Annotated in this window: 15 protein-coding genes; 4 read left to right on the forward strand and 11 right to left on the reverse strand. The window is 74.4% G+C overall.

Annotated elements, in window-relative coordinates; all coding sequences use genetic code 11:
- Positions 1-188 precede the first annotated feature (188 nt).
- Entirely contained in the window at positions 189-1,454 is a 1,266-nt protein-coding gene (locus tag ABT093_RS25480) for an FAD-dependent monooxygenase (RefSeq protein ID WP_350568449.1), read from the forward strand.
- A 49-nt stretch (positions 1,455-1,503) separates the two neighbouring features.
- Here the strand turns inward: ABT093_RS25480 and ABT093_RS25485 are convergent, their stop codons facing one another.
- The 3 genes from ABT093_RS25485 to ABT093_RS25495 all read right to left on the reverse strand — a co-directional run bounded on the left by ABT093_RS25485 (position 1,504) and on the right by ABT093_RS25495 (position 4,141).
- A complete protein-coding gene (locus ABT093_RS25485) occupies positions 1,504-2,190 on the reverse strand; it encodes an alpha/beta fold hydrolase (RefSeq protein ID WP_350568452.1) in 687 nt (228 codons plus the stop codon).
- 376 nt (positions 2,191-2,566) lie between these two features.
- On the reverse strand, positions 2,567-3,412 hold the full coding sequence (locus ABT093_RS25490) for an alpha/beta fold hydrolase (protein ID WP_350568454.1): 846 nt from the start codon (positions 3,410-3,412) through the stop codon (positions 2,567-2,569).
- 42 nt (positions 3,413-3,454) lie between these two features.
- On the reverse strand, positions 3,455-4,141 hold the full coding sequence (locus ABT093_RS25495) for an alpha/beta fold hydrolase (protein ID WP_350568455.1): 687 nt from the start codon (positions 4,139-4,141) through the stop codon (positions 3,455-3,457).
- Between the two features lie 224 nt (positions 4,142-4,365).
- On the opposite strand from ABT093_RS25495, the gene ABT093_RS25500 reads away from it, so the two are divergent.
- Entirely contained in the window at positions 4,366-7,146 is a 2,781-nt protein-coding gene (locus ABT093_RS25500) for a helix-turn-helix transcriptional regulator (protein WP_350568456.1), read from the forward strand.
- A 253-nt stretch (positions 7,147-7,399) separates the two neighbouring features.
- On the opposite strand, the gene ABT093_RS25505 is transcribed toward ABT093_RS25500, so the two are convergent.
- The 6 genes from ABT093_RS25505 to ABT093_RS25530 form a co-directional block, all read right to left on the reverse strand.
- Positions 7,400-8,350, reverse strand: coding sequence for a ribosome-inactivating family protein (locus tag ABT093_RS25505; RefSeq protein WP_350568458.1), 951 nt, complete (start codon positions 8,348-8,350; stop codon positions 7,400-7,402).
- Between the two features lie 723 nt (positions 8,351-9,073).
- Positions 9,074-10,042 (reverse strand): pirin family protein, encoded by a 969-nt coding sequence (locus tag ABT093_RS25510; protein ID WP_350568460.1) that lies wholly within the window; start codon positions 10,040-10,042, stop codon positions 9,074-9,076.
- Entirely contained in the window at positions 10,035-10,514 is a 480-nt protein-coding gene (locus ABT093_RS25515; protein ID WP_350568461.1) for an OsmC family protein, read from the reverse strand. The genes ABT093_RS25510 and ABT093_RS25515 overlap by 8 nt, the downstream gene beginning before the upstream one ends.
- Positions 10,511-10,870 carry a GNAT family N-acetyltransferase gene (locus tag ABT093_RS25520; protein WP_350568462.1) on the reverse strand — a complete coding sequence of 120 codons (360 nt, stop codon included), beginning with the start codon at positions 10,868-10,870 and terminating at the stop codon, positions 10,511-10,513. The genes ABT093_RS25515 and ABT093_RS25520 overlap by 4 nt, the downstream gene beginning before the upstream one ends.
- A gap of 47 nt (positions 10,871-10,917) precedes the next feature.
- Complete coding sequence (locus ABT093_RS25525) at positions 10,918-11,202, reverse strand: hypothetical protein (protein WP_350568464.1); 285 nt, start codon at positions 11,200-11,202, stop codon at positions 10,918-10,920.
- A 289-nt stretch (positions 11,203-11,491) separates the two neighbouring features.
- Positions 11,492-12,673: an MFS transporter gene (locus tag ABT093_RS25530; RefSeq protein ID WP_350568465.1), complete on the reverse strand. Its 1,182-nt coding sequence runs from the start codon at positions 12,671-12,673 to the stop codon at positions 11,492-11,494.
- Positions 12,674-12,775: 102 nt separating this feature from the next.
- Between ABT093_RS25530 and ABT093_RS25535 the strand changes: the two genes are divergently transcribed.
- The gene (locus ABT093_RS25535) at positions 12,776-13,840 is read left to right on the forward strand and encodes a winged helix-turn-helix domain-containing protein (RefSeq protein WP_350568466.1); all 1,065 of its coding nucleotides are present in this window, start codon (positions 12,776-12,778) and stop codon (positions 13,838-13,840) included.
- A 90-nt stretch (positions 13,841-13,930) separates the two neighbouring features.
- Here the strand turns inward: ABT093_RS25535 and pepN are convergent, their stop codons facing one another.
- Together pepN and ABT093_RS25545 are read right to left on the reverse strand one after the other, a co-directional pair.
- Entirely contained in the window at positions 13,931-16,462 is a 2,532-nt protein-coding gene (pepN, locus tag ABT093_RS25540) for an aminopeptidase N (RefSeq protein ID WP_350568468.1), read from the reverse strand.
- Positions 16,463-16,467: 5 nt separating this feature from the next.
- Positions 16,468-16,959, reverse strand: coding sequence for a MerR family transcriptional regulator (locus tag ABT093_RS25545; RefSeq protein WP_350568469.1), 492 nt, complete (start codon positions 16,957-16,959; stop codon positions 16,468-16,470).
- A 28-nt stretch (positions 16,960-16,987) separates the two neighbouring features.
- On the opposite strand from ABT093_RS25545, the gene ABT093_RS25550 reads away from it, so the two are divergent.
- The gene (locus ABT093_RS25550) at positions 16,988-17,776 is read left to right on the forward strand and encodes a methyltransferase domain-containing protein (RefSeq protein WP_350568471.1); all 789 of its coding nucleotides are present in this window, start codon (positions 16,988-16,990) and stop codon (positions 17,774-17,776) included.
- The last annotated feature ends 4 nt before the right edge of the window (positions 17,777-17,780 follow it).

Below are 17,780 nucleotides of genomic sequence, written 5' to 3' on the forward strand. Positions count from 1 at the left end.
ACTGCCCAGCTGAGAAATCATATTGCGACCGCATCCGACTTTCCGGGCGCCGGTACGCGCCTTGTGCGATCAGCGATCGTGACGGCTGCCATCACCACTGCGTATTGGACGCGCGCGGCCGGGGCGCCGAGCCTGGTGACAGGGTGTCAGCCGGACCCGCGGCCCGACGAAAGGGCGAGGACAGACAGATGAGAGTGACCGTCGTCGGCGGCGGCATCGCCGGGCTGACCTGCGCCCTGAGCCTGCACGCCGCCGGCTTCGCGCCACGGGTGTACGAGGCGGCGCGGAAGGTCGAGGCGGTCGGCGTCGGCATCAACCTGCTGCCGCACGCCGTGCGGGAACTCTCCGAACTCGGCCTGGGGGGCGAACTGGCCTCCGTCGCCCTGCCCGCGCACCGGCTCAGCTACCGCGACCGGGCGGGCCGGACCGTCTGGGAGGAACCGCTGGGCCGCGCGGCCGGGTACCGGTGGCCGCAGTACTCCGTGCACCGCGGCCGGCTGCAGTTGCTGCTGCTGGCGGCGGTGCGCGAGCGGCTGGGACCGGACTCGGTCCGTACCGGCCTGCTGTTCCAGCGCTTCGAGCAGAGCGCGGACGGCGTGCGCGCCCACTTCCTGGACCGGTCGAGCGGTCTGCCCGTGGCCGACGACGCCGAGGTGCTGGTCGGCGCGGACGGCATCGACTCCGTGGTCCGCAGGCGCCTGTACCCGCACGAGAGCTCCCCACGCGGGAACGGCGTCCACATGTGGCGTGGAGTCGCACCGCACCCGCACGTCCTCGACGGCCGGTCGATCGTGGTGGCCGGAGGAACCCCCGGCGCGAAGTTCGTCGCCTACCCCATCGAGGACCCCGCGACCGCGGGCGCCGACGCCCTGGTGAACTGGGTGCTGGAGGTCCGGCACGGGCCGGCCGCCCCGCCTCCCGGCGGCCCCGGCCGCCGCGTCGGCGCGGACGAGGCCCGCGCCGGGCTGGCGTCGTGGAACCTGCCGTGGATCGACCTCGCCGCGCTCGCCGAACGCTCCTCGGCGGTCTTCGAGTACCCGATGACCGACCGCGACCCGCTGCCGCGCTGGAGCTTCGGGCGGGTCACCCTCCTCGGCGACGCCGCACACCCGATGTTCCCCATGGGCATGAACGGCGGCTCGCAGTCCGTCGTCGACAGCCGGGTGCTGGCCTGGTGCCTCGCCCGGGACGACGACGCCGAGGCCGCGCTCCGCCGCTACGACCGGATGCGCCGGCCGACTGTCAACGCGATCGTGCTGGCCAACCGGGACCTGGGACCGGAGAAGACCATCGCGCTGGCCGAGGAGAACAGCGGGGCGCTGCCCGCCGGGGAGGCCGAGAGGATCGCGACCCGCTACAAGCGGCTGGCCGGAGCCACCGTGACCGAGGTCAACACCCACCCGTCCTGGACGGTCCCCGCCGTCGCCGCCGCCCGGGAACGAAACCGTGGGTGAGAGAGCGGCACTCGCGGCGCGGGAACCTCACACCGCTTCGGCGAGGGCGCTACGCCTCAAGGGTCTTCGCGGCGTCGCGGATGACGTCGAGGACGAAGTCGGGGTGCGAGAGCATCGGCACGTGGCTGCTGTCGACGGCGTAGGTCTTGGCGCCCATGCGCTCGGCGGCGGCCCGCTCCAGCTCCGGGTTCACGGTGCGGTCGTTGTTCGCGACGATGTACCAACTCGGCTTCGTGCGCCAAGCGGTGCCGGGGACCTGCTGGTCGAACAGGTCGGGGACCGGCACGGCACCCGTCGCGAGGACGAGCTTCTGCTCGGCTTCCGGCAGATCGCCGCAGAAGTCGCCGATGCCCGACTCCAGCAGCCAGATGCGGCCGTCGGCGACGTCGATGTGATCGAAGACGGGTGTGCGGGCGAACTTGTCCTGCTGGTCCTGCGAGGTCTCCTCCTCGCTGGGGGCGAGCGCGGCGATGTAGACCAGGGCACCCACCCGGTCGTGGGTGCCGGCCTTGGTGATCAGGGTGCCGCCGTAGGAGTGGCCGACGAGCACGACCGGACCGGGGACGTGATCGATGGAGCGGGTCACGCATGCGACGTCGCCCTCGAGGGAGTCGAGTCCGTGCTGCGAAGCGGACACCTGGTGGCCCTCGGCCTGGAGCGCGGGGATGAGCTTGTTGAAGCACGACCCGTCGGCCCAGAGTCCGTGGGCGAAAACGATGCTGGCCCTGCCGGCCATGATCTTCCTCCTTCGTGGACATCAAGCCATGACGGCATGACTTCACTGCGTATCGACACTATGACTCATCGCAGTGGGCCGCGCCCGCCGAGTCGGCCGACGCGGCCGTTCCGGGGGCGAGCGCGCTGTTCCCCGCAGCTGCCGGGGTGTGGGCATGAGGACTGCCCGGCCTCGTCCACCTGGCGGGCTACGCCGCCGTCAGCGCTCCACCGTCATTTCGCGCAGCCCCTCACGGGGGAAGAACGGCAAGGTCGACCGCAGGCCGGCGCGCGCACTTGCCGAGCGGCTCTCGGGAACGCCCCCGGGACGGTGGGCCGAACGGACCCCCGGAGGCCCGGGGCCGCCGATGAGGGGACGGACCCGGGCCGTGGCCGTGTCAGCCGACCGACCTGGCGGCGTCGTGGATGAGGTCGGCCACAACGCCGGGGTGGCTGAGCATCACGACGTGCGAGGAGGTCGGCGCTTCGACGACCTTGCGGGCGTTGGCGCGGGCGTACATCCAGCGCTCACACGCCGGCGGGATCGCCTTGTCCCGGCCGGCGACCAGGCCCCAGACCGGGATCGTCCGCCAGGCCGCGGCCGTCGTCGGGTAGGTGAACGAGTCGGCGTCGAACGGCCGTTGGGTGGCCTGGAGGATCCGGAAGTCGGCCTTGGAGAGGTCCGCGGCGAAGGCCGCCTGACCGTCCTTGCCCAGGTAGAACTCGGTCCCCCTCGTGCCGTCGGCCTTGGTGTACGGCACCGGTACGCTCACCGGGAGGACCTCGCTCCCCGGGAACTTCCCGATGAGTTCGCCCTGCGTCTCACCCACGTCGGGCACGAACGCGGCGACGTACACCAGGGCCTTGACGTTCGCCTTCCCGGCGGCGGCGTTGGTGATGACCGTTCCGCCCATGGAGTGGGCGACCAGCACGACCGGTCCGGCGATGCTGTCCAGCAGGCCGGCGATGTAGGGCGCGTCGGTCGGAATGCCGCGAAGCGGGTTGGATCCGCAGACCGTGGGGTAGCCCCTGCGTTGCAACTCGCCGATGGTGGCGTTCCAGCACGACGAGTCGGCGTAGCCGCCGTGGACCAGGACGATGGTGGGCCGCGCTCCCGGCCTCCGCTCTCCGGCGCTGTCGGTCTCGGCGGCGGCTGCCTCTCCGGCGCCCGTCGACAGGGCGGCCGACCCTGCCAGCGCCGCTCCCGCGGCCAGTACCGTCCGGCGGGTGATTTCCGTACTCATGGGACTCCTCCTGGGTGGGGGCGGGGGACCACCGGGCCGGCGTCAGCCGCGCGCGGCCCGCTTGATCAGATCTGCGGTGGCGGCGGCCTGCGAGAGGTACACCGAGTGGCTGCCGGGTACCTCGACGGTGGTGGCACCGATCCGCTCGGCCATCGCGCGCTGGGCGGGCGGCGGGATCATCCGGTCGTCGGCGGCGACGAGGTACCAGGACGGCTTGAAGCGCCAGGCGGGCCGGGACACCGCGCCGTTGAGGGCCTCCAGGCCCCAGGGGACCTGGGAGTCGGCCATGAACCGGGCCCGGGCCTGCGGCAGGTCACCGGCGAAGGCTTCGGGGAACGCGTCCCGGTCCAGGAGGAGGAAACCCTCGACCGGCGGCAGGATGGGCGGCACCGGTGCCCCCGGCGGCGGGTCGGCGATCAGGGTGGCGACCGACTCTCCCTGGTCAGGGGCGAACGCGGCGATGTAGGCCAGCGCCCTGACCTTCTCGTGGGTGCCCGCCTCGGTGATCACCGCGCCACCGTAGGAGTGTCCGACCAGGGTGACCGGACCGGGCATCCCCTCGATCACGTGGCGGGTGACGTCCGCGTCGCCCTCCAGGGAGAAGGTGGGGTTCTGGACGACGGCCACGTCGTAGCCGTCGTCCTTCAGCACGTCGTAGACGCCCTGCCACCCGGAGCCGTCCACGAAGCCTCCGTGGACGAGTACGACACTGCCGCGTGCCTGATCCATCGTTCCTCCAGCCGCCTGTGGAACCGGGTGCCCGGCCCCGCAGGCGACGGTAGGGGCGCCGGCGGAGCGGCCGCTCCCGTCAAATGACGTAGGGGCGCCGGCGGGCCGGCCGAGGCGGACCGGAGGACCGACACCGCCCGTCCGCACCTGCTTCCGCCCTGGCTCGCGGACATTCCCCGCGGCTTCAATGGAGGCATCCGGAACGCCCGAGGTGGAGGCACGGCATGAGGGACGAATCGGCCCCGGACACGACACCGGACGACCCGCCCGGGTCGCTGGTCGGCCGGTCACCGGACCTGGCCCGGTTCGACGAGTTCATCGCCGCCGTCCCGGAATCGGGCGGGTCCGTGGTGCTGTTGGGCGAGCCCGGGGTGGGCAAGACGGCGCTGCTGGGCGCCGTCGCCGGCAGGGCGACGGCCCAGGGGATCCAGGTCCTGCGCGCCACCGGCGTCCAGTACCGCGCCCGAACGAGCTACTCGGCCCTGTCACAGCTGCTGACGGCCACGCACGAGCTGCGTCGCGCCGCGACCGGGGCTCCTGCCCTGGCCACGGTTCTGGGCATCGAGCCGGGGATCGTCCCCGGCCCTGACGCGGTCGCCGAGGCCGTGGTCCTGCTCCTCAAGAGCATGTCCGACCACCGGCCGGTCCTGCTGGTCCTCGACGACGTGCAGTGGCTGGACCGTTCCAGCGCCGCGGTCCTGGAGCGGGTCGCACGCCGACTCCCGGGGAGCGGCGCGGGGTTGGTGTGCGCCGCCAGAGCCGGGGAGGAGGGCTTCTTCGACCACGGCGGACTACCGGTCCACGAACTGGGCCCGCTGAGCCCGGCCGACTCCGAGGCGCTGCTGACCCGCCGGTTCCCGGCGCTGGCCGCCCGCGTCCGCCGTCGGCTGATCGCCGACGCCGAGGGCAATCCCCTGGCCCTGCTGGAACTCCCCGCGGCCCTGACCGACCCTCAGCGCACCGCGGCCGCGCCGCTCCCGCGGAGCATCCCGCTGACCCAGAGGCTGCAGGCGGCCTTCGCCGCCCGGGTCAGGACCCTGCCGGCCCCGACCCGGCACCTGTTGCTCGTCGCGGCGCTGGAGGGCAGCGGCAACCTCCAGGTGGTGCGACGCGCCGTGGCCGGCCGGTGCAGTCTGAAGCACCTGGCGCCGGCCGAGCGCGTGCGGCTGGTCCACATCGACGACGCCACCGGCCGGTTGAGCTTCCGACACTCGCTGATCCGCTCGGCCGTGGTCGACCTGGCCTCCAGTGACCAGCGGCGCGGCGTGCACCGCGCGCTGGCCGAGGCGTGGACCAGTGTGCCCGAGCAACGGGTCTGGCACCTGGCGCAGGCCTCGATCGGCCCCGATGCGGAGATCGCGGCCCTCCTGGAGGAGGTCGCCGAGGTCAGCGCCCGCCGCGGCGACGGGCCGAACGCGGTGGAGGCCCTGGTCCGCGCCGCCGGGCTGAGCCCGACCGGGGCGGAGCGCGCCCGTCTGCTGGCCGGCGCGGCGTACGTGGGCGCCAGCCTGACGGGAGGCCTGCGCGAGGTCCCCCGTCTGCTGGAGGACGCCCGCGAGGCGGACCCCGACGCCGACTCCCTCCCCCAGGCGATGGCGGCCTCGGTGTTCCTGCTCAACAGCTACGGTGATGTCGACACAGCCTTCCGGCTGCTCGGCGGGGCCATCGAGCAGCGACGGTCGGCCCGCAGCCCGGACGCGGCCCTGCCGGAGGCGCTGGCAGCGCTGCTCATGGTCTGCGTCTACGGCGGGCGTGCCGAGTTGTGGGCGGACTTCGACGTTCTGGCGGACGGACTCGACCCCGTGCCGGACACCCTCCACCTCATGCGGACCGTCTTCGGGGACCCGGCAAGGGCCCGGCCGTCGGACTGGGCGCGGCTCGACGCCGCGGCCGCGGCACTGACCACCGAGCGGGACCCGGTCCGGATCCTGAAGGTGGGCACCGCCTGCGCCTACGGCGACCGCCTGGGCCTGGTCGAGGAGTCGCTGCGGCGCATGGCAGCCGGGGGCGGCCGGGGCGAGAACATCCTCCCGGCGATCCAGGCCCTGTCCCTGCTGAGCAGCCACGCCTGGTTCTCCGGACGGTGGTCGGAGGCGCGGCGCCTCTGCCGTGAGGCGCTGGACCTCTGCGAGGAGTTCGACTGTCCGCTTCGATCCTGGACGGCGACGTTCACCCTCGGCTGCGTGTCCGCGGCCTGCGGCGACTTCGACGCCGCCCGCGCCTGCGCCGACCGGATGGACCAGTGGGCCGGCTCCCGGCGGGCCGAAGCAGTACGCCGGTACGCCGCGCAGGTCCGGGCGACGATCGCCCTGGCGCAGGGCGAGTTCGAGCAGGCGAACCGGCACCTGAGCGTCATCTCCGCACCGGGAACACTGGCGCCCTTCGTCGGACAGGCCCTGTGGGTCTTCCTCGACGCCGCCGAGGCCGCGGTGCGCACCGGACGACGCGACCGGGCGCTGAACCACGTGGCCGCCGCACAGGCCGCAGGCCTGGACACGGTCTCGCCGCGGCTGAGGATGGTCGTGCTCGCCGCAGCCGGTCTCGCCGCCCCGGACGACGACGAGGCCGTGTCGCGGTACCGGGAAGCGCTGGCGGTCGGCGGATCCGAGCGCTGGCCGTTCGAGCAGGCCCGGATCCGCCTCTACTACGGCGAACGCCTGCGCCGGGCCAAGGCCCCCGCGCAGGCCCGGAACCACCTGGCTGCCGCGAGGGAGGCCTTCGGCTGGCTCGGCGCCGCCCCCTGGGCCGAGCGCGCCGGCGCGGAACTGCGCGCCTGCGGCGCCCCGGCCCGCGGCGCCGGCGACCGCGGCCCGCTGACGCCGCAGCAGTGGGAGATCGCCAGCCTCGCCGCCCTCGGACTGTCCAACAAACAGATCGGCGCCAGGCTCTACCTCTCCCCCCGCACCGTTTCCACCCACCTCTACCAGGCCTTCCCCAAACTCGGCATCACCAGCCGGGCCGCCCTCCGCGACGCGCTGGAGGGAGTGGAACGCCCGCCGCGCTGACCGCCGACGGACGGATGCTCCCGATCAACCGCTCTTCGACGCAGGAGCGCCAGGCCCCGCTGGTGCTGGAGCCGGGCCACCACCGTCGGAGGGTCGTCGGAGGACGGAGTGCGTCGGCCGTTCGGACTCAAGGAGCGGCCGTCCCCACGAGGCCGGGCCACCGGGCTCGCGGGGACGGTCAGGGCATCCGGCGGTTTCCACCTTCGAACCCGGCTGCCGGCGGGACCCACGCGCCCAAGCCCGGACCAGCGGGTCAGAGCTCGGCGTGGTTCCAGTCGCCGGTGGAGCTGACCTGGCTGGTGACACCGATCAGCATCGCCATCCAGCGCTGCACGTCGCCGAAGGAGTAGAACATGCCGACCCCGGTGACGTTGACCGGCGGCGTGTTGGGGTTGTTGCTGACGTCGTAGGCGTACCGGGAGATCTGGTCCCAGGAGTTCTCCAGGTACTGCTGCCGCTCGGGGAGGCCCTGGTACACCGGCCGGTTGCCGCCCTGGATGTCCCGGGTGACGCCGTAGACATCCCAGAACCGCGCGGCCTCGGAAGTGAACTGGATCATGAACATCAGCGACCTGGCGACGTTCTGCTGCGCGGCGCCGTACGGGTAGCCCGTGCTCGCGAGGTTGTCGATCGAGGCCGTGAGGTCGTTCCACCCGATCGGCATCGACTCACGGCCGCGGCCCGCGGCCTGCCGCATGGCGTTGTAGTTGGAGCCGAAGGACAGCTGGCTGAGGCTGTGGTTCGGGGGCAGCAGCAGGTGGCCGCTCAGGGCCTGGAAGAGGTTGGGGAAGTCCGTGAAGTCGTTGAAGAAATAGGTCGTCCCGTTGGCCTGGCTGGTGAAGCCCCGCAGGTACAGGTCGTGCGGCGTGACCCAGAGCCACACCGTGCGGCCGTCCGGCGAGGTGAGGTCGATGCGGATCAGCCGACTGGTCGGCTGCGACTGGGTCTGCCAGACGCCGTTGCGGTACTCGTGCCCGGCGGCCTGCCGCAGGCTGTTGACGAAGGCGGCGTAGTTGTTCTGGGCGGAGGAGCCCGGCGAGCCCAGGTTCAGCCAGACGTGACCGATGTCGTGGTCGTTCACGTCGGCCCGGGCTGGACCCGGTGCCAGGAGAGAGGTCGCGAGTGCGACGAGAAGCGCCGCGAACACGAGGACGCGGCGGTGCAGCGGGCGGGTGGTGGACGAATCGGAAACTTCCGTGAGCATCTCGGTTCCCTTTCGAGGATGGGCGAGGGGACGGGAACCGGCCAGCGGCCGGTTCCCGCCCCCTGGCCGCTGCGTAGTTCCGATGAGTGAGCGGGAACACTGCGGCAGCATCGTCCTCGCCGACGGAGGCGTCGTGAACGGTTCCGGTCCCGGGTCCGATGCGGCCGCCGATTTCAGGTCCTCCCGCCTACGCCAAGAACATGACGGTGCGCCAGCCACACCATAGGAACGCTCCGCAGGCAGTCGCTTCCGTCATTTGACGTAGTTCGGCTGGCTCCGGGCGCCTTTGTCCAGTCGTGCGCGTCACGCAGGGCGGCGCGGAGAGTCACCCCGAGCTTCGGGAAGCACTGAAGGAGGCGTGTGGAGTCCATACGCGGTGAGAGGAACGGCCGTTCTCCGATCTCCCCGCCGGCGAGGCCGGGCACGGCCAGCGGCACCGCGCCTCTGCCGGCCTCAGGGACCGCGACATGCGCGAGCCGGGAACGCGGCGGCGCCCCACCGAGGGGACTGACTCACCATCAGAAAAGTCAGCAAAGAGTCAGCATTAAGCTGATCAAACCCTGCGGCACACAGTGACACCTGAGAATCAGGGCAGCCCCGATTTCCGCGCGCACCTCGAATCGGGAATCATCGGACCGGTACCTTGCACCAACGGCCCCAGCCGCCTGAAGTAGCCAACCAGCAGTAGAGCAGCGAACGTCATATGCGCCGCGTCTCCGCAGGTCAGCGCACCCGTCCGCGCGCCTTCAGCGGGATGTCGGGAAGCTCCGGCGCCCTCAGCCGGGCCCCGTCGTAGCCGTGGACTTCGCCGAATCGAATTCCCTTCTCCCAGTCGTTTCGTGCCTGTACGATCTCGTCACCGGATCGGCCGATGAAGTTCCACCACATGACGAGTTTCTCGGCGAAGGGTTCGCCGCCGAGGAGGAGGAAGGCGGCGTCGGTGGGGGCGTGGAGGGGGAGTTCGCGGCGGCCGGTGCCGAGGTAGAGCATGGAGCCGGGGCCGAGGCGGACGCCGTCGACGTCGGTGGTGCCGGACATGGTGAGGACGGCGTACTCGAAGTCGGGGTCGAGGGGCAGGCGCAGGCCGGTGCCGGCGGTGAGGGTGAGGTCGGCGCCGACGAGGGGGGTGTGGGTGGTGCCCGGGGAGGTGGCGCCGTCGAGGGTGCCGAGGATGACGGTGGCGTGCAGGCCCGGGGCGGTGACGGTGGGTAGCTCGGCGTGGTGCTCGAAGGCGGGCTCGCGGTGGCGGTGGGCGTCCGGGAGGGCGACCCAGAGCTGGGCGCCGTGCAGGAAGCGGGCGTGCGGGCGGGGGGACTCCTCGCTGTGGGAGATCGCCCGGCCGGAGGTCATCAGGCCCAGCTCGCGCGGGCGCACCGTCCGCAGGCTGCCCAGGCTGTCGCGGTGCAGCACCTCGCCGGCGTGCAGCCAGCTGACCGTCTGCAGACCCATGTGCGGGTGCGGGGGCACCTGCATGCCCGGCTCGTCCGCGATGTCGTCCGGACCGTAATGGTCCACGAAGCACCACGCGCCCACCATCCGCCGACCGAGGTTCGGAAGGAGACGGCGGACGACGGTGCTGCCGCCGAGGGCGGTCTCGCGCGGGGCGAGGAGTTCGTGGACGGCGCCGCCCGGGGTGTCGGCGCGGCCGCCGCGCACGGTCGGAGCGGCGGTGACGAGGTCGGATTCAGCCATGGTGGGCCCCGTTTCCGGAGGTCGAGGCGCGCGGGGCGGCCGGGACGATGGGGGTGCCGGCGGAGACGGCCCGGGTGACCGGGGTCCGGTCGGCGATGTCGAGCAGGCGGGCGCGCTGGGCGTCGTCGAGGTCGCCGATCAGGTCGATCCGCCGGGTGATGCGGACGGCCTTCTCCGGGCCCTTCTCGTAGCCGAGGTGGACGCGCACGGTGGTCAGCGGCCACTGCTTGCGCTGGGCGTACATCCGCAGGGTGATCGCGGTGCAGGAGCCGAGCGCGGAGAGCAGCAGGCCGACCGGGGTGGTGGCGGTGTCGGCGCCGCCGGCCGACTCGGGCTCGTCGGCGGCCAGCTGGTGGCGGCCGGAGCGGATGTCGACGCGGTAGTCGTCGGCGGTGCTGGTGGCGACGGCGCCCGCCGCGCGGACGAACTCCGGCCCGGCGGCCGGGACCGCGCCGGTCGCTTCGGCGGTCACAGGCCGAACCGCTCGCGCTTGGCGGCCGGGACGAGGTCGTGGTACTCGGGGTGCTTGGTGAGCCAGCCCCGGATGAACGGGCAGTACGGGAGCACGGCCAGCTCGTTGGCGCGGGCGTCGTCGAGCGCGGCGCGGGCGAGGATTCCGCCGAGGCCCTGGCCGCCGAATCGCGGGTCGATCTCGGTGTGGATGAAGGCGATCTCGTCCTCGTAGCGGTGATACTCGGCGAAGCCGGCGAGCTCCCCGTCCGAGGTGATCTCGTAACGGGACTTCTCGGGGTTGTCGGCGACGGCGGTCGTGCTCATTTCGTCCTCCTGGGGGTCGGGCCCTGGCGTCGGAAGTAATTTAGCATTCAACTAATGAGCGATCAAGACCGCCCGGCGCGAACCGGGCGGTGGGGCGGTCAGGAGAGCGTGATCGGCGGGGGCAGGGGGTGGCAGCCGTCCCAGGACGCGATCTGGCCGGGCGGGCAGGAGGTGGGGCGCGGCGGCAGGGTGGGAACCGGGCGCGGCGGGACGGTCCCCTGGTCCGGGCCGGGGCCCTCGGGCGGGTCGGCGGTCGGCTTGGGGGCCGGCTTCGGGTCGGCGGGCGGGGGCACCGGCTGGGCCGGCGGCTGGACGGGCGGGGCCGCCGGGGCGGAGGGGACGACGGGGACGTCGGCCGACGGACTCTCCGACGCGCTCGGCACCGTCGGGACCGGCGAGGCGCTCGGTGAGGCGGACGGCGAAGCGGTCGGTGGGGCGGAGGGGGACGGCGCCGGCTCCACGGCGTCCGAGCCGCTCATCGCCCAGCCGCCCGCGCCCACCAGGGCCGCCGTGCACACGCCCGCCGCGACGCCGATCGCGATGCGGCGGCGCCGGGGCGTTCTCCCGTCCGGATCCGGATCCTGTGACTCCTGTGACTGCGCCTGCTTCCGCAGCTGGTCTTCCCGCACCGCGCCCCGCCCTGTTCGATCTTCGTTCGGATGTGCGCGGATGCTAGCAGCGGGCACCGTCACTCCCCCGCGAGCGCCGCAGGCCCGGCGCGAGCAGCGCGGTCACGGCCAGCGAGGCGGCGGCGGTCCCGGCCATGGCGGTGGTGGCCGAGGTCGCCTCGGCGAGCGCGCCCGCCGCCGCCGCGCCGGCGCCCTGCAGGGCGACCATGCCGGACCCGTGCAGGCCGAGCGCCTGCCCGCTCAGCTCGGGCGGCGTCAGCGCCACCAGCCGCTCCTGGAGCAGCAGCCCCGCCGCGTACCCGACGGTCGCCACCGCGACCAGCGCGGCCGCCTGGGGCAGCGCGGGCTCCAGCGCGAAGCCCAGGTACGGCGCGGCGAGCAGCGCGCAGAGCGGTACGGCCAGCCGCTCCCGCCACCGGGCCGGCAGAAACCGTCCGGCGAGCACGTCCCCGACCAGCATGCCGAGCGCCCCCACCGCGAACAGCAGACCGGCCGCCTCCGGGCGATAGGGGACGTAGAGCGCCTCGACGCCCACGATCAGGCCGTTGGGCACCCACAGCGCCAGGTAGACGTACCGGCGCGGCGCGGAGGACCAGAGCCTCGCGTTGACCCGCCAGGTGCCGCCGACGGACGGCCGGCCGGCGGCCCTGGGCGGGCGCGGGCGCAGTCCGGCGCGGGCGGTGCCCGCGGCCAGCAGGTGCAGGGCGGCGGCCGTGAGCAGCGCGCCGGACGGCGCGAGCGCGGCCACCAGCGCCCCGCCGACGGCGAAGGCGCCGATCTGGACCAGGCCCGCCGCCAGGTTGAGGGCGGAGCGCCCCACCAGGTAGCCGTCCTGGCTGAGGAGTTCGTGCAGCAGCCCGTAGCGCACCCCGCCGCCCGCCGCGCCCGCCACGCCGAAGGCGAGCAGGACCGGGAACAGCGCCGCCACCGGGAGCCCGGGCAGCGCCTGGACGCCGGTGCCGGCGGCGAGCAGCAGGCCCAGCCCGGTCAGCGCGGCGCGCGGCGGGAGCCGGTCGGCGGCCGACAGCACGGTGACCGCCCCGAGCAGGTGGGCGAGGGCCGGGCCGAACATGGCGAGCGAGGCGAGCAGCGGCGATCCGGTCCGCCGGAACACCAGCACGCCCAGCGCCAGCCCGGCCACCGTCTGGGCGGCCGTCTGGGCGGCGGAGTACAGGAACAGGGCGGTGAACTCGCGCCGGCGGAACAGCTCTCGGTAGGTGCGCATGCGGCGGAGTCTTTCCGGCGCGGCCGGCGCGGCGTTAGGTTTTCGCCGGGCGGCGAAACGTGGGCGAACCGCGCAGGTGAACGGCGGCGAGGGGCAGGGGCGATGGGCTGGTGGCGGCTGGACGCGGACACCCTGGCGGGGAGCCGGTTCGTGCTCTCCCCGCTGGCCGAGACGGTCGCCGCGCTGAAAACGCTGCACCGGGGCGGCGGCGCCCACCCGGGCGAGCGGCGCTGGCTGGACGCCGCACTCCCCCGCTACCGGGAGCGCCTGGCCGCCGACCCGGTCACCGCCGCGGTGGTCCGGGCCGCGCTGGGCCCGCGCTGGAACGCGACCTTCCTCACCCCGACGCCGGGAGCCGAGCAGCACCGCGCGGACGGCCCCCGCACGGGCGGCCCCCGCACGGATGGGGCGCTGTTCGCCCGGGAGCTGGCGGAGGTCCGGGCGACGCCGCCGGCCGTCGCCCGGGCCGATCTGGCCGAGACCCTGGGCGGCCCGCTGCCGTCCCCGCTGCACCGTGACGACCTCGCGGAGCGCGCCGCCGGCCTGCTGGCCTGGGTGTGGACGGAGACCGTCGAGCCGGGCTGGGCGCGGCGCCGGCGGATCATCGAGGCGGACGTGCTGGCGCGCACCGCCCGGCTCGGCGCGGGCGGCTGGGCGGACGCGCTGAGCGACCTGCGGCCGGGGATGCGCTGGCTCGGCGGAGACCGCCTGGGGATCGGCCACCGGGACGACGGACCGGAGCCGCTGGACCTCACCGGGGTGCGGTTGCTGTTCGTCCCGGTCACCCCGCAGCAGAGCTGGCTGTGCTGGGACGTGCCGCCGGTCGACGGACGGCGGCGCGCGGCGCGAGGCAGCCGGTACGCGGTGGTCTACCCGTGCTCGGGCGTGCTGGCCGAGGAGGGCCGTCCCCCGGTGCCGGGGGCGCTGGCCGCCCTGCTGGGGCCGGGCCGGGCCGAGCTGCTCACCCTGCTCGACGCGCCGAAGACCACCAGTCAGCTGGTCGCGCTGACCGGGCTGCCGCTCGGTTCGGTGGGCCGCCATCTGCGGATCCTGCGCGAGTCCGGGCTGGCGCTGCGCCGCCGGGCGGGCCGCTCGGTGCTGTACCACCGCACGCCGGCGGGCCAGGTCCTGCTGGACGCGGCACCGGACGGGGGCGGGCGGCGCTGAACCGGTCGGCCCGGGGGCCGACGGCGGCGGAACGACGGGACGACGGGACGACGGGACGACGAACCACGTCGCCCCGCCGCCCGCCGGTTGCTACCCCTCCGCCAGCGCCCGCGCCCGGACCGCGCGGCGCAGCGTGTCCAGCCGGTCCACCAGCCCGCGCCGGGCCGCCGCGGTGAGGTCCGGGTCGGCCAGGCAGGCCTCGGCCGCCCGCACCGTCCGTTCGGTGGCGGCGAAGACCGGGAAGCCGACCGCGGTGAGCACCCGCGCCAGCGCGGGTCCGCGGCGGGCCGCGGCCGGCCCCAGCTCCGTGAAGTAGCGCACGGTCAGCTCGTCCAGCAGGTCGGCCTGCTCGGGCTGCCACAGGCCTTCGGCGGTGGCACTCGCCAGGTAGTTGGAGAGCTCGCCGTGGAACAGCGCCTGCCAGGCGGCCTCCTTGGCCCCCGGGTCGGGCAGTGCGGCGCGGCAGCGGGCGGCGCCCTCCTCGCCGGTGCTGCTGGGGTCGGCGGCGAGCGCGGCGGCGATCTCCGGCTCACCCGCGGCGCCGTGCACGCACAGCCGCAGCAGCAACAGCCAGCGCAGGTCCGGGTCGAGCTCCGGGCCGCCGGGTACCGTGCCGGCCGCCAGCCAGTCGCGCAGTTCGGCGGTCCGCGTGTCGTCGGCGGTGCCGATCAGGCCGCGCACGGCCACCAGGCGCAGACCGGTGCGGTCCGGCTCACTACGGTCCTGCTCACCACGGTCCGGCTCACCGCGCTCCGGCTCGCCGTCGGTGCGCCGCAGCAGGCTCCGGCAGACCCCGGCCAGTCCGGCCAGCGCCGCCGGCCGCCCGGCCGGCGGCACCGCGCAGTCCACGACGAACCCGCGGGCGAAGGAGAGCACCGCGTCCACCAGGTGCACCGAGCTCTCGTCGGGCAGGTGGGCGGCGACCAGCTCCAGGTACTCCCCCGGCGCCAGCTCCCCGTCGAGCACCTGGTCCCGGGCCGAGCCCCAGAGCACCGCCCGGGCCAGGTCCTCGGGCACGGCGCCGAGCGAGGAACGCACGGTCCGCCAGGAGCCGGGGTCGAGCCGGACCTTGACGAATCCGAGGTCCGTGTCGTTGGGCAGCGTCAGCTCGGCGGTGCCCGGCCGCGCCCCGGAGCCATCGGCCGGCAGGTCGAGCGGCACCCGGTCGGCGAGTTCCAGGCCGCCCCCGGCGGTGCGCCGGTAGTGGCCCACGGTCAGCCGGTGCGGGCGCAGGACGCCGTCGGCCGAGGTGTGCGCGATCCGGCCGTCGGTCACCCGCAGGGTGTCCACGCCGGTGGTGCGCAGCCAGCGGTCGGCCCAGCCGTGGACGTCGCGGCCGCTCGCCGCCGCCAGCGCCCGGAGCAGGTCGTCGAGGGTGGCGTTGCCGAAGGCGTGCGCGTCGACGTGGTCGTTGACGCCGGCCAGGAAGGCCTCCTCACCGAGCCAGGCGACCAGTTGGCGCAGGGCGGCGGCGCCCTTGGCGTAGGAGATGCCGTCGAAGTTCTGCAGCGCCTGGGCGGTGTCCTCCACCGTGGTGGGTGCCACCGGGTGGGTGGAGGGGCGCTGGTCGGCGTCGTAGCCCCAGGTCTTGCGGTTGGCGGCGAAGCCGGTCCAGGCACCGGTGAAGCGGGTGGAGGCGGCGGTGACGCGGTAGGCCATGTACTCGGCGAAGGACTCGTTGAGCCACAGGTCGTCCCACCACGTCATGGTGACCAGGTCGCCGAACCACATGTGCGCCATCTCGTGCACCACGACCATGGCCCGGTGCTCGCGTTCGGTGTCGGTCACGGCGGAGCGGAAGACGTAGTCGTCGCGCAGGGTGACGCAGCCCGGGTTCTCCATGGCGCCGGCGTTGAACTCCGGTACGAAGCACTGGTCGTAGCTGTCGAAGGGGAAGCGGTGCCGGAAGGCCCGGTGGTAGTGGTCGAAGCCCTGCCGGGTGATCTCCAGCAGCTCGGCGGCGTCGGCGTCCAGATGCGCGGCGAGCGAGCGGCGGCAGTGCAGACCGAGCGGGATCCCGTCGTGCTCGGCGCGCACGGAGTGCAGCGGGCCGGCCACCACGGCGACCAGGTAGCTGCTGATCGGCGGGGTGGGCGCGAACTCCCAGCGGCCCGGCGAGACCTGGCGGCCCACGCCGTTGCCGACCACGGTCCACTGCTGCGGCGCGGTGACGCAGACCGTGTACCGCGCCTTGAGGTCGGGCTGGTCGAAGGAGGCGAACACCCGGGGGCCGTCGTCGAGGAAGGCCTGGGTGTAGACGTAGTCCTCGCCGTCGGCGGGGTCGGTGAAGCGGTGCATGCCCTCGCCGGTGTGCGAATAGGCCATGTCGGCCTCGACGGTGAGCTCGTTGTCGGCCGCCAGACCGGTCAGCGGGAAGCGCCCGGCCCGCAGCGCGGCGGCGTCCAGTTCGCGGCCGTTCAGCACCACCCGGCGGAGCCCGGACGGTTTGACGTCCAGGTACGTCCCCGCTCCCGGGGTGGTGCAGCCGAAGCGGATCACCGTGGTGGAGCCGAACACCTCCCGGCCGAGGGTCAGGTCGAGGTCGACGTGGACGGTGCGGACGTCGAGCAGCCGGTGGCGCTCGACGGCCTCGGCACGGGTGAGCACTGAGGTTTCGGACATACGGGTCATGCTGCTCCATCCGACGGCGGGCGGCACGCGCTTTTCGGCTCCGGGCGCGACGGCGGGCAGACGCCCGTGCCCCCGGCCACGGCCTGCCGGTACCGGGCGCACCGGGTGACGTCCTCGTGGTCGCAGGCGAGCGCGCACTCCAGGAGGTCGAGGGAGGCCCGCGCCGCCGCGATGCGGGCGCGCAGCGCCTGCGCCTCGGCACTCAGCAGGGCCCGGCGCGCGCCCGCGTCGCCGTCGGCGGCGACCAGGGCGCGGACGGCGTCGAGGGACAGCCCCGCCTGCTTGGCCCGCAGGATCACGGCCACCCGGGTGAGGTCGGCGGGGCCGTAACGGCGGCGGCCGGCGCCGTCGCGGGCCGGGGCGAGCAGCCCCACCGACTCCCAGTGGCGCAGGACGTGCGTGGCGAGGCCGAAGCGCCCGGCCAGCGCGCCGATGGCCATCGGCGCGTCCTCGTCGGTGTGCGGTGTCGGGGGCTCGGTTGACTTCATGTCGACATTAAGTCCCAGCATGGCGTGCATGACCAGTGAGCAGAGTCCTTCCACCACGCCGGACGACGAAGTACGGGACGCCGGCGGTCTCCTCGCGCGCCTCGACGCGGCCGACCGCCTCCCCGACGCCGAGCGGCTGCGCTTCCGCTCGTACGAGCTGCTCGGTGCCGGGCCCGGCGGCACGGTGCTGGACGTCGGCTGCGGCGCCGGGCGGGCGGTGGCGGAGCTGAACGGGCTCGGTGCCCGGGCCGTCGGGGTGGACGCGAACGCGCGCACGATCGCCGTCGCCCGCCGCCGGTGGCCCGCGGCGGACCTGCGGGTCGGCGACGCCGGTGACCTGCCGCTGCCGGACGCCTCGGTGGACGGCTACCGCGCCGACAAGGTGTTCCACGACCTGGACGATCCGCGGCGCGCGCTCGCGCAGGCCCGCCGGGTCCTGGTGACCGGCGGGCGGATCGTGCTGGTCGGCCAGGACTGGGACACCGTGGTCGTCGACTCCGACGATCCGGTGCTCACCCGCGCCGTCGTGCACGCCCGCGCCGGGCTGACCGTCCGTCCGCGGGCCGCCCGCCGCTACCGCGCCCTGCTGCTGGACGCGGGGTTCGCGGACGTCGCGGTCGAGGTGCACACCCTCGTCCGGACCGGCCCGGCGGCGCTGCCGCTGCTCACCGGCCTGGCCGAGGCCGCCCGCGCGGCCGGCGCGCTCACCCGTGAGCAGGCGGAGGGCTGGACCGCCGAGCAGCGCGAACGGGCCGCGGCCGACCGTCTCTTCCTCGCGCTGCCGATGTTCCTGGCCTCGGCGACCGGACCCCGCTGAGCCG

The organism is Kitasatospora sp. NPDC002551, assembly GCF_040296005.1.
GTDB lineage: Bacteria > Actinomycetota > Actinomycetes > Streptomycetales > Streptomycetaceae > Kitasatospora.